The sequence below is a fragment of the Bradyrhizobium sp. JR3.5 genome, from assembly GCF_054057015.1.
Genome location: NZ_JBSRYV010000002.1, coordinates 127,426 through 139,270, shown reverse-complemented (window position 1 = coordinate 139,270; position 11,845 = coordinate 127,426). Strand labels below are relative to the sequence as shown.

The 11,845-nt window shown below is 65.4% G+C and carries 12 protein-coding genes; 4 read left to right on the top strand and 8 right to left on the bottom strand.

Annotation, left to right across the window (positions count from 1 at the left end; all coding sequences use genetic code 11):
• Nucleotides 1-161: 161 nt before the first annotated feature.
• The 3 genes from ACVWW1_RS17280 to ACVWW1_RS17270 form a co-directional block, all read right to left on the bottom strand.
• On the bottom strand, nucleotides 162-950 hold the full coding sequence (locus ACVWW1_RS17280; protein WP_456656797.1) for an OmpA family protein: 789 nt from the start codon (nucleotides 948-950) through the stop codon (nucleotides 162-164).
• On the bottom strand, nucleotides 947-1,360 hold the full coding sequence (locus tag ACVWW1_RS17275; RefSeq protein ID WP_176529847.1) for a hypothetical protein: 414 nt from the start codon (nucleotides 1,358-1,360) through the stop codon (nucleotides 947-949). The genes ACVWW1_RS17280 and ACVWW1_RS17275 overlap by 4 nt, the downstream gene beginning before the upstream one ends.
• A 90-nt stretch (nucleotides 1,361-1,450) precedes the next feature.
• Entirely contained in the window at nucleotides 1,451-4,033 is a 2,583-nt protein-coding gene (locus ACVWW1_RS17270) for an ATP-dependent helicase (RefSeq protein ID WP_456656796.1), read from the bottom strand.
• A gap of 96 nt (nucleotides 4,034-4,129) precedes the next feature.
• On the opposite strand from ACVWW1_RS17270, the gene ACVWW1_RS17265 reads away from it, so the two are divergent.
• A complete protein-coding gene (locus ACVWW1_RS17265; protein WP_456656795.1) occupies nucleotides 4,130-4,315 on the top strand; it encodes a hypothetical protein in 186 nt (61 codons plus the stop codon).
• 2 nt (nucleotides 4,316-4,317) lie between these two features.
• Complete coding sequence (locus ACVWW1_RS17260; RefSeq protein ID WP_176534919.1) at nucleotides 4,318-4,491, top strand: DUF1328 domain-containing protein; 174 nt, start codon at nucleotides 4,318-4,320, stop codon at nucleotides 4,489-4,491.
• A gap of 11 nt (nucleotides 4,492-4,502) precedes the next feature.
• Here the strand turns inward: ACVWW1_RS17260 and ACVWW1_RS17255 are convergent, their stop codons facing one another.
• Complete coding sequence (locus ACVWW1_RS17255; RefSeq protein WP_456656794.1) at nucleotides 4,503-5,018, bottom strand: thioesterase family protein; 516 nt, start codon at nucleotides 5,016-5,018, stop codon at nucleotides 4,503-4,505.
• Nucleotides 5,019-5,151: 133 nt separating this feature from the next.
• Here ACVWW1_RS17255 and ACVWW1_RS17250 point away from each other — a divergent pair, with 133 nt between their 5' ends.
• A complete protein-coding gene (locus ACVWW1_RS17250; protein WP_456656793.1) occupies nucleotides 5,152-6,576 on the top strand; it encodes an FAD-binding oxidoreductase in 1,425 nt (474 codons plus the stop codon).
• Nucleotides 6,577-6,606: 30 nt separating this feature from the next.
• Complete coding sequence (locus tag ACVWW1_RS17245; RefSeq protein ID WP_456656792.1) at nucleotides 6,607-6,999, top strand: hypothetical protein; 393 nt, start codon at nucleotides 6,607-6,609, stop codon at nucleotides 6,997-6,999.
• A 272-nt stretch (nucleotides 7,000-7,271) separates the two neighbouring features.
• Here ACVWW1_RS17245 and ACVWW1_RS17240 read toward each other — a convergent pair whose 3' ends face one another.
• The 4 genes from ACVWW1_RS17240 to bufB form a co-directional block, all read right to left on the bottom strand.
• A complete protein-coding gene (locus ACVWW1_RS17240; RefSeq protein WP_456656791.1) occupies nucleotides 7,272-8,960 on the bottom strand; it encodes a SulP family inorganic anion transporter in 1,689 nt (562 codons plus the stop codon).
• A 97-nt stretch (nucleotides 8,961-9,057) separates the two neighbouring features.
• Nucleotides 9,058-10,047 (bottom strand): hypothetical protein, encoded by a 990-nt coding sequence (locus ACVWW1_RS17235; RefSeq protein WP_456656790.1) that lies wholly within the window; start codon nucleotides 10,045-10,047, stop codon nucleotides 9,058-9,060.
• A 19-nt stretch (nucleotides 10,048-10,066) separates the two neighbouring features.
• Nucleotides 10,067-10,852 (bottom strand): HvfC/BufC family peptide modification chaperone, encoded by a 786-nt coding sequence (locus tag ACVWW1_RS17230; RefSeq protein ID WP_456656789.1) that lies wholly within the window; start codon nucleotides 10,850-10,852, stop codon nucleotides 10,067-10,069.
• Entirely contained in the window at nucleotides 10,849-11,748 is a 900-nt protein-coding gene (gene bufB, locus ACVWW1_RS17225) for an MNIO family bufferin maturase (RefSeq protein ID WP_456656788.1), read from the bottom strand. The genes ACVWW1_RS17230 and bufB overlap by 4 nt, the downstream gene beginning before the upstream one ends.
• Nucleotides 11,749-11,845: the final 97 nt, after the last annotated feature.

Here is an 11,845-nt window from a genome sequence, read left to right as displayed (position 1 = left end):
CAACTGACGTGTCCACCGTGGCCGGGCTATCGAACGAGGCCGATAGCCTGCCGCCTTAGGGGTGCACTGCCAAAATATCGAAAACAACCCCATGCAAAGGAGCCGGCGGCTGCCGGCGGACATTTGCAATTTGACCAGTCGGGCAAGTCAGCGGTATTCTTCTAGTATTCCGAAGTCGTGGAGGCGCCCCTCGCTCCGGGGCCATCGCATACGGGCGGGAGGGGACGCAGTTCCGACGCCCCGCTATTCAATCCAATCAGTGCCGCTTCGCCGGGTTTCGCCGGCTTCTTGGCGGCCGCCGCCGGGGCGGGGTGCGCGGGCGGCGCGATATCGGCGACCTTGCCAACCAGCATGATCTGCATCTGGTTGTTGACCGGCGCGTTGGGGCGGGCGGGGTCGAGCAATTGCTCTTCGCCGAGCCCGACCGATTGCAGGCGCTTCGCCGTGATCTTGAAGGTGTTGACCAGGATGTCGCGGATCGCGTCGGCGCGTCGCTGGCTGAGCAGCACGTTGTTCTCGCGTCGTCCGGTCGATTCGATGTGACCGACGATCAGGAACGTGTACGGCAGCAGCGAAGCGTGCGTCAGCGCATCGGCGATGCGCCCGACGGACTGGTAGGAGTCTGGCAGCACGATCGGCGTGTCGACGTCGAACTGGATGTCGGCGTTGAATGTCGGCAGGTTGGTCAGGTCGGGGGCGATCGGCGGGCGCTTTTGCGGCGGCGGCTCGTTCTTCGATCGCGACCGCGATCGTTCGAGCACCTGCTGGCGCAATGCGGGGACGTCGATCGTTGCGTCCGTCTCGTAGTGATTGAGCTTGGCGATGACGTCGTCGCGCGTGATGGCGGTTTGCGCCTGAGCCGGGGCGAGCGGCATCGCAAGCAAAACCAGCGTGCCGAGCACGGCCAAAAGGCCGAGATCGCGCAAGCCTCGCGTCGTCAGGCGCATCATTGATACCCCGCGTCATTGATCGCCTGGGCGCAATTGCGGCTGAGGCCCTTGGCAGCGACGAGGCAGGGCACCGATTTGCTGGTCTCCTTGGTCGAGCCGCCGCAGACCTTGACGATCTCGCGGGTGCATACGTTGGCAACGGTCACGCGCGCCGCGATCCGCTTCTGGATCGCATCGAGGGTGGAGAAATAGCTCTCCTTGCACTGCGGCGAGATCACGTCGCGGTTGCGCGACAGGCACTCCTTGAGGCGGTTGGAGTCGAGATTGACGCCGCGGCAATTGGCGGTGATGTCTGCGCCGCAGGCCTTGGCGAGCTGCGCTGCGGAATCGCCAAAGCTGATCGTCTCCGCGACCGCCAGCGACGGCGCAGTGAGCGCGATGACAAAAAGGAAAAATCCACCCCGGACCATGGGGCCATCTCAACCCGTGAAATCAGCGATGGTCAAGGGCTACGAACAGAGAAGGCCACCGGAGGAAGGCCGCCAAGGAAAGCCGCTATCTCACGCCCGCTCCACAAAGCTGTCGACCACCTTCTTCTCGCCGGCCTTTTCGAAGGCGATGGTCAGCTTGTTGCCGTCGACTTTCACCACATGGCCGTAGCCGAATTTCTGGTGAAACACCCGGTCATCCAGTGAAAATTCCGACGTCGTGCCGGTGGACTTCGCCACCAGCTCGCCCTCGATCACCGTTGGACCGCGCTTGCCGCGGCTGAAGCTGTCGGAGGAAAACGACGACTGCCGCTCCTCGAAGCCGCCGCCGCTGCGTCCCCCGCCGCCGCGATTGCGGTTGGCCTGGGCGCGCTGCCAGCCCGGGGTCGAATAGCTCGAGCCGAATGATTCGAGGTTGTCGAAGCGCGAGGCGCCATAGCCGCCGCTGCCGCCCCAGCCCGATCCGCCCTTGGATTCGGTGATCTCGACATTGTGCGCCGGCAGCTCGTCGAGGAAGCGCGACGGGATCGTGGTCGACCAGGTGCCATGGATGCGGCGGTTGGTCGCGAAATAGATCTTGGCGCGGCGGCGGGCGCGGGTCAGCCCGACATGGGCGAGGCGGCGCTCCTCCTCGAGCCCGGCGCGGCCCTGTTCGTCGAGCGTGCGCTGGCTCGGGAACAGGCCTTCCTCCCAGCCCGGCAGGAACACGTTGTCGAATTCGAGGCCCTTGGCCGAATGCAGCGTCATCAGCGACACGGCTTCGTCGCCGGCCTCGCCGTCGCGGTCCATCACCAGCGAGATATGTTCGAGAAACCCTTGCAGGTTCTCGAATTCCTCCATCGAACGCACCAGCTCCTTGAGGTTGTCTAGCCGGCCCGCGGCGTCCGCCGAGCGGTCCTTCTGCCACATCTCCGTGTAGCCGCTCTCGTCGAGCACGATCTCGGCGAGCTCGGTATGCGAGGTGACCTCGCGCTGGGCGCGCCAGCGGTCGAACTGCATCACGAGATCGCGCAACGACCCGCGTGCCTTCGGCTTCAGCTCGTCGGTCTCGACCACGGCGCGCGCCGCCTCGAACAGCGGAATGCGGCGCTTGCGGGCATGGTCGTGCAGCAGCTGCACGGTGGCATCGCCGAGCCCGCGTTTCGGCACGTTGACGATGCGCTCGAAGGCGAGATCGTCGGCCGGCGAGTTAATGGTGCGCAAGTACGCCAGCGCATCGCGGATTTCGGCGCGCTCGTAGAATCTGGGGCCGCCGATCACACGGTAGGGCAGGCCGAGCGTGACGAAGCGATCCTCGAACTCGCGCATCTGGAACGAGGCGCGGACCAGGATGGCGACGTCGTTGAGGTTTTCGCCCGCGCGCTGCAGCTCCTCGAGCTCCTCGCCGATCGCGCGCGCTTCCTCCTCCGAATCCCACGAACCGGTGACGGTGACCTTCTCGCCGTCGACATCCTCGGTGCGCAGCGTCTTGCCGAGCCGGCCTTCATTGTGCGCGATCAGATGCGAGGCCGCGGCCAGGATGTGGCCGGTGGAGCGGTAGTTGCGCTCGAGGCGGATCACCTTGGCACCGGGGAAATCGTGGTCGAAGCGCAGGATGTTGTCGACCTCGGCGCCGCGCCAGCCATAGATCGACTGGTCGTCGTCGCCGACGCAGCAGATGTTTTTCAGTGGCGCCGCATTCTCCGTCATTCCGGGATGCGCTGAAAGCGCAGACCCGGAATCGCGAGATGAGTCCGCTTCACCACTGGATTCCGGGTTCGACTCTTCGAGGCGTCCAGGAATGGCGGGAGAGGTGATGTCTCCCGGAATGACATCAGCGAGCGATCGCCCCGGCCGCGACGGCGCCTGCGACAGCAGCCGCAGCCACAGATACTGCGCGACGTTGGTGTCCTGATATTCGTCCACCAGGATGAACTTGAAGCGGTTCTGGTACTGCCGCAGCACGTCAGGATTTTCGCGGAACAGCCTGATGTTCTCGAGCAGGAGGTCGCCGAAATCGGCCGCGTTGAGGATCTTCAGCCGCTCCTGATAGGTCGCGTAGATCTTGCCGCCCTTGCCGTTGCCGAACGAGGCGGCCTCGCCCGCCGGCACCTGCGACGGCGACAGCCCGCGGTTCTTCCAGCTGTCGATCAGGCCGGCCAGCATCCGCGCCGGCCAGCGCTTGTCGTCGATGTTCTCGGCCTGCAGCAACTGCTTCAGCAGCCGCACCTGGTCGTCGACGTCGAGCACCGTGAAGTTGGATTTGAGCTGCACCAGCTCGGCGTGGATGCGCAGGATGCGGCCGCCGATCGAGTGGAAGGTGCCGAGCCACGGCATGCCCTCGACCGCCTGGCCCAGCATCTGGCCGAGCCGCAGCTTCATCTCGCGCGCCGCCTTGTTGGTGAAGGTCACCGACAGGATCTCTTGCGGCCGCGCGCGGCCCTGGCTCAGGATATGCGCGATGCGCGTGGTCAGAACGCGGGTCTTGCCGGTGCCGGCGCCGGCGAGCACCAGCACGGGGCCATCGAGCGTCTCGACCGCCTCGCGCTGCTCCGGATTGAGGCCGTTGAGATATTGCGGAGCGCCCGCCGCGGCCCGCGCACGCGCGGCGATGCCGCCAGCCACCGGCTGGTGCTCGGGAACGCCGTGATGGGGCAATTTGCTCGGCTCGGTCATTGGCGAATCGTCTCAGTCCCACGATGGCACCGTGGGACGGTGAAGGGGAGCCTTCTTAACAGGGATTGAAGGCCATATAGGGCCTGATCGGCCGTTTTGACAGGTTTTATCGCCGCCGACCGGAACGGTTTTGGCAGCAGCGCGCGACCGGTCTGGTTCCTGAAGTCGGCGAAAATTTCCCTGTTTCGCGGTCAGGAACCAGCGTTTCCCCGCAGGATTGTTTCAACAAATGCGGCGCCGCGGGCACAGGGTCCGCGCAAGGAAACGAAGCAAGAGGTGTGATCATGTTGAGCTGGGTCGTCACATTCCTGGTCATCGCCCTGATCGCGGGCATTTTGGGCTTTGGCGGCATCGCCGGCGCCTCGATCGAAATCGCCAAGGCGATCTTCTTCATCGCCATCATTCTGTTCATCGTGTCGGCGGTGGTCGGACTGGCGCGCGGCCGCACAAGGGTCTAGTGAAGGGCTCGTTATTTCTTCGAGGGCATCGCCACGTTGCGGCCGATGCCCTCGGGACGCGGCACGCCCGCATAGCTATCCACGATCTTCTGAATGCGGGTGCGGATGTCAGGTGGAAACGGTGCTACCTTGCGCGCTTCCATGTCGATGTGCAGCGTGAGGTTTTCCGACGTCGCGGAAAGCCAGCCTTCGGTGGCGTGGCGCAGCTCCTCGAACGTGTGCAGCCGCTTCTCGTCGGCACCGAGCAGGTAGACTGAAACCTGCACGGGATCGCCGAGATGAATTTCTCGCAAGTACCGGACATGGCACTCTGCCGTGAAGGTCGAGCAGTGCCGCGCTTTCATGTAGGCCGGCCCGATGCCGAGCTGCAGCCACATCTCGTCGATGGCGCGGTCGAACATCACATTGTAGTAGGCCATGTTGAGATGGCCGTTATAATCGATCCATTGCGGCTCGATCTGCATCACGGAAGATTTGAACGGGGCGGGCGGAATCGGCGTCTCGCTGGCGGCAGTCACTAAAGTCATTCTCCATCCTCGGCTAGTTGGTGTTCGAGCATGAACTTTTCTGTGACGCCGGCGTCCACTTTTTCAAGTCAGGCTCTCTTGACCCCTTATACAAGCTTTGCCACGGTCGGCTAAAGCCGGGAGGAAATTTGACGTGGCGACAACGATTTCGAGCAATGTGACGCGACCTGAGCCGCAGGCCCTGAAGCGCGCGATCGACGCGCTGGCGGCGCGGTTCGGCAACCGGCTCGTGACGTCGCAGGCCGTGCGCGAACAGCACGCCCATACCACCACCTGGCTGCCGACCCAGCCGCCCGATGCTGTGGTGATGGCGCAGGAAACCGCCGACATCCAGGACGTGGTGCGGATCTGCGCCGCCAATCGCGTGCCGGTCATCGCGTTCGGCACCGGAACCTCGCTGGAGGGGCAGGTCAACGCGCCGGCGGGCGGCGTCTGCATCGACCTGCGCGACATGAACAAGGTGCTCGCGGTGCATGCCGAGGACCTCGACTGCGTGATCCAGCCCGGTGTGACCAGGAAGGCGCTGAACGAGCATCTGCGCGACCAAGGCCTGTTCTTCCCGATCGATCCCGGCGCCGATGCCTCGCTCGGCGGCATGACCTCGACCCGCGCCTCCGGCACCAACGCGGTGCGCTACGGCACCATGCGCGAGAACGTGCTGGCGCTGAAGGTGGTGCGCGGCGACGGCGAGATCATCACGACCGGCACGCGGGCCAAGAAGTCGTCGGCCGGTTACGACCTGACGCACCTGTTCATCGGCGCCGAGGGTACGCTCGGCATCATCTCCGAGCTGACCATCCGCCTCCGCGGCATCCCCGACACGATCGCGGCGGCCGCCTGTTCGTTCGAGACGGTGCGCGGCGCCTGCCAGGCCACCATCCTCGCGATCCAGACCGGCATTCCGGTCGCCCGGATCGAGCTGTTGAACGCCGAGCAGGTGAAGGCCTGCAATAACTATTCGAAACTGTCATTGCCGGAGACGCCGCTGCTGCTGCTCGAATTCCACGGCAGCGAGGTCGAGGTCGCCGAGCAGTCGAAGAATTTCCGCGACATCGCCGCAGAGTGCGGCGGCGGCGATTTCAGCTGGACCACCAAGCCGGAGGACCGCACCAGGCTGTGGCAGGCCCGGCATGACGCCTACTGGTCCGTCAAGGCGCTGCGCCCCGGCGACAGCATCGGCGTGGTCGCGACCGACGTCTGCGTGCCGATCTCGCGGCTTGCCGACTGCGTCACCGAGACCGAGGACGATCTGAAGCGGCTCAACCTGCTGTCGCCGATCGTCGGCCATGTCGGCGACGGCAATTTCCACTGCTCGCTGGTCTGCGACGTCGACAACAAGGAGGAGATGGCGCGCGGAGAGGAGTTCATGCACCGCCTCGTCGAACGGGCGCAGGCCATGGGCGGCACCTGCACCGGCGAGCACGGCATCGGCCAGGGCAAGCAGAAATATTTGAAGGCCGAGCTCGGCCCGGAGGCGCTCGACGCGATGCGGGCGCTGAAGCACGCGCTCGATCCGCAAAACATTTTCAATCCCGGAAAGATCGTTCCTGCCATTTAAAATAGGATCTTCCGGCCACTGGACATTGCGATGTGGTGGTTCAGCAAGGCTGAGCGGAAGGATATCTGGGACGATCCCGTCGCGCAGCCGCTCGGCGACATCGAGGCTGCGCAGAGGATTCGTGCGATCTGCCGCGAGGCGGCCGGCTGCGCCGAGGCGGTCGGCTCACCCAGCAATCGTTCCCCGAAGAAGCAGCAGATCGAGCGCGAGCGCTATGAGCGTGCAGCCAAGGCCGCAATGGAGACAGCGATGAAGATCTCCGACGAATTGGTGCGTGATTCAGCGGTGCGCGAGATCGTTGGTCTCTGCATGAAGGCCAACAACATCAAGACGGGCCGGGCGCTGTTCCGCGCCATCCACGCCAGCTCAATCAAGGCGGAAGTGCTGAAGGAGCATCCGACGCTCGCGGCGGAGCCGGAATGATGTCTCCCGCTCTGCACGGGTCTCGTCGCTCATACTGAGTGGTCTTGAATATGTAGCTCCGTCATTGCGAGGAGCGATAGCGACGAAGCAATCCATGTTTCCGCATTGCCGCACGATGGATCGCTTCGCTTCGCTCGCAATGACGGAGGATGGTGCGTAGCCCGCATGAGCGAAGCGATATGCGGGAACGGTTTCCCCGGGTATCGCTTCCGCCTTCGCTCCTCGAGCTGCGGCGGACAAGCCGCTCACCCGAGCTACGGATTGCCCGCAATCTACGCCTGCGCGCCCAGCGTACGGACCGCTTCATCGACGCTGTGGAAGACGTGGTCCCTCTGCAGCACGCCGTAGAGATCGAAGCGCTCGAACGCCTCCTGCGCGCGGGTGGATTCGAGCCGCGCCACCGCCACCGTCATGCCGTCATCGCGGCATTCGCGAAACAGGTCGCGCAGCGCCTGTGCCGCCGTGAAGTCGATCTCGACCATGCCGCTGGCCTCGATCACCAGCAGTCGCGGCTTGGGTGTCGCCCTGCCGATGGCCTTGAGCACGCCGCTTTGGAATCCTTCTGCGTTGAGGAATGACAACGGCGCCTGCAGGCCGACCACGGCAATGCCGGGCTCGCGCTCGCCGGTGACGTGCGGCCCCGTCGGCCACCAGATCGTGGTGCCGGGCACATGGACGAATTCCACCAGCTGGCCGCGCGTCGTGGTCCAGATGCCGTGCAGCAGCGACAGCGCGATGCCGACGGCGACGCCTTGCTCGATCGGCAGCACGATGATCGCGGCCGTCGTTGCCACCACCAGCAGGAATTCGTAGAACGACTGGCGGAAGATCGCGACGATCTGCTTCACGCGAATGATGCGCAGCGCCACGAACAGCAGGACCCCGCCGAGCGCTGCATCGGGCACGTGCTGCAGCAGCGTCGCACCGAACGCCAGCAGCGCGAGCACGATGGCGGCGGCGAACAGCCCGGCGAGCTGGGTACGGCCGCCGGTCTCCGACACGATACCGGTGCGCGGCGGGCTGGCGTTGACGGGGAAGGCGCCGAACAGGCCGGCGAGCAGGCTGCCGGCACCGGCGCCGACGAAGTCGCGATCGACGTCGGCCGGCTTGTCCGGATCCGATAGAAACGAGCGCGTCGTCGCCGCGGTCTGCACCATGACGACGATGGCGATCAGGATCGCCAGTGATGCCAGCTTCGCCCATCGCTCCGGCGCGATGTCCGGAAACGTCGGCGTTGGCAGCGACCCGGGCACGGTGCCGACCACCTTGACGCCCTTGCTTTCGAGATGGCCGGCGATCACCGCGATGGTGGCCACGACAAGGCCGATCAGCGCGCCCGGAATTCGCGCGCTGATCTTCTCCGATCCGGCGACCAGCGCCAGCACGCCGAGACCGATCGCCAGCGTGTAGGCGTTGGTCTGGCCGATCTTTTCGGCGAGGACCCCGAGCTTGTAGAGCGTCGGCCCGTCCGGCGTGGTCAGGCCGAGCACGCCGGGCAGCTGCGAGACCAGGATGTGGACGGAAATGCCGGCGAGGAAGCCGACCGTCACCGGCGTCGACAGCAGATTGGCGATCCAGCCGAGCCTGAACAGGCCGCCGGCGATCATGATCGCGCCGACCATCAGCGCCAGTGCCATCGCCAGCGACTGATAGTCGGGTGTCCCAGCGGTCGCCATCAGCGCCAGGCCGGCCGCGAAGATCGGCGTGATCGTGGAATCGGCGCCGCAGGACAGGAAGCGGTTGGCGCCGAACATCGCAAAGCCGAGCGAGCCGGCCATGAAGGCAAAGAAGCCGATCTGCGGCGAGAAGCCGCCGAGCCGCGCGGTCGCCATCTGCTCGGGGATCGCGATCGCGGCGAGCGTCAGCCCGGCGATCAGATCGCCCGGCAAGTCGCCGGGCCGGAACGCCCTCAGCGAACGGAAGATGGGCCAGTTGGCGCGTGTCTGATGAACGTCGGCCATCGGTCTCCCGTGAGGATTGCGGCGATTCGCCGATAGTCCGACATCGCGCCGGCAAAATCCAGCGGAGTTGGCCTATGTGCAACCGCGGAGCGGGTCGCTAGCCAGCGCGCGCTTCGGTGATTGCCTTGCGGATATCGGCCAGCGGCGCGCTGTCGTCGAATTCGACGCTCTCGCCCTGCAGCCTGACGCCGAGATCGCGCCACAGCGCGGCGAGATCGGGCGTCACGGGCTTCGATCCCCATTCGCCGTGCAGCCGCGTCAGGACGTCGACGCCGACGGCCTTGTCGGCGGTCGAGAGCACGCGCGCGATCGGCCAGTCCTTTTCGTGGTTGCCGCCGGCGGCGAGCACGCCGCGCATGGCATCCTGCAAGCCGAATTTGTTGCCGGTGCGCTTGCGGATCTCGACATCGGCGAACAGGCAGAACATCGCGCCGCCCCAGTATTTCCGGCCCCAGGTGTCGGTATTGTCGAGGCCCTCATCGCCGGCCTGCGGCAGGCCCTTGGGCATGTCGCGCAGCATCGCCAGCCAGATCTCCCGCGCCGTGAGATCGCCGGCCTGCACCCGCGCGATCGGCTCGACATAAACCGCGAGCCCCTCCGACAGCCAGGCGTAGCGGTCGTCGAGATCGGGCAGGGCGGTGTGCACCATCTCGTGCACGATCACCCAGTCGCGCTTGAGATCGTCGACGCCCGCGTCGCGGCCGATCGGCAGCCGGATCGCGGCGCCGCGGTAGCCCCAGGTGGTGCCGCCGCGCACGCGCGAACCGTCGACCGGCACGATCAAGAGCCGCAACGAGCTGACGGGAAACCGGCCGTAATAGATCGAGACCGCGCGGGCGGACGCCTTGATCCAGTCGAATATCTTGTCCTTCGGCAGCGCCATCTCGCCGGGTGCGAACCCGACATGGATGGTGGCGCCGGCGACGTCGAGATCGGTCTTGGGTAGCCGATCGAAGGCGTCGTAGGGCATGCCCTCGCCGCGCATGAACTCGGACTGCGCCCTGACGTGGCACGATGCGATGCCGATGAGGATTGCCGCGACCAGCATCGCGCCAGCGATCACGCGATATGTCGGGATGCTCTTCATCGCGGCGTGCTGCCCGCCCCTATTTGCGGATGGAAGCCGCCATCAGAAGTCCGGCCGTGATCCAGCCATGCAGATAGCCGGCGCCGCGCGCCGCGGCATTGTCGGGATCGTCGTAGGTCGCGAGCATCTCGCAGAGCACGCCGAACGGAACGCCGTCAGAGGCTTCGTCCCACATCATCGCTTCCTCCGTCGGCAGCTCGCGGAACATCGGCGTTGTGTCCTGACGCCAGATCAGCAGGCGGGCGGGTTCGGCGAGCGTCTCCGCCTCGGGCGGCGTCTCGTCGTTCTTCAGTGCCATCCAGACCGCTGCGGCATTGGTCGACAGGTCGACCCTCGCAGCGCTCGGATGCGGCTGGAACACGAGATCGTTCCAGACCTCGGGCGCGAAACCGGCCATCGCCTCCAGCGCCAGCACGGCGCCTTCACTCGCGTCGAAGGCGTCGTTCAATGCCTTCTCCAGTGCGGCGAGGTCGGCGAGCACGGGATGGTTGCTGTAGGGGGCGGTGGCCTTCAGGAGATCCGGCAATCCCTGCGAGAACCAGCGCAGGTTCGGATGCTCGGACGGCCGTGCCTTGACGTAGGCATGGCCCATCTCGTCGAACATCTCGTCGCCGAGAAAGCGATGCAGCAGTTCGTGGTCGTTACGCATCGCCTCGACCAGCCGCGAGCCGTAGGCATGGCGATAGACGCCGAACAGCGTCGCGCGCGTCTCCTTGGGGCTGTCGAGGATTTCGGTCAGGATGCCGTCGTCGCCGCTGAGGATGGCGTGCTGAAACTCGCTCTGCTGGCGCGCGAAGTCGCTCATGCCGCCGGCGCGCCCACGGGCAGCACCTGCTCGGCGATCTCGCGGGTGCGCTCGACCTCGCACAGCAATTCGTCGAGCGGCGGGATGTTGTCGTCGCGCTCGATCATGGTCGAGACCCGTCCGAACCGCTTCAGCGCCGCGACATAGAGGTCCCAGACATCTTCGCACACCGGATGGTCGTGCGTATCGATGATGTGCGTGCCCATATGGCTGTGGCCCGCCATGTGGAATTGCACCACGCGATCGGCGGGAATGCCGTTGAGGAAGGCCATCGGATCGTAGCCGTGGTTGAAGGCGCTGACATAGACATTGTTGATGTCGAACAGCAGCCAGCAGCCGGAGCGGCGCGACAGCTCGGAGAGGAATTCCCACTCCGTCATCTCGGAATTGTTGAACTGTACATAGGTCGAGACATTCTCGAGCACGATAGCGCGGCCGAGGAAATCCTGCACCAATTGCACCCGGCTCACGACGTGATCGAGCGCCTCCTGCGTATAGGGGATCGGCAGCAGATCGTGCAGGTTCTTGCCGTGCACGCCGGTCCAGCACAGATGGTCCGACACCCATTTCGGTTGCACGCGCGTTGCGAGGTCCTTCAGGCCTTGCAGATAGTCGAAGTTCGGCGGCGCGGTGGAGGCGATCGACAGCGAGACGCCGTGCATCACCACGGGATAACGCGCGCAGATCCGGTCGAGGATGCGCAGCGGCTGGCCGCCCGGCAGCATGTAGTTCTCGCTGATCACCTCGAACCAGTCGATCGGCGGATTTCCGTTCAGGATCTCGTCGTAGTGCTGGGCACGCAGGCCGAGGCCGAAGCCGAGGAACGGCGGCTTGGCTGATTGCAGCGGGCGCTCTGCGAGCACCGACTTGTCCGGTGATCGGCTCGCAACGTTCATGGCGGCTCCGCGCTTCTGGCGCCAGGATCGTGGCGCCCAACTTCAAAACTATCATGGAAACGAGGCCCGGCCTACACCGGGCCCCGCTGGGTCCGAT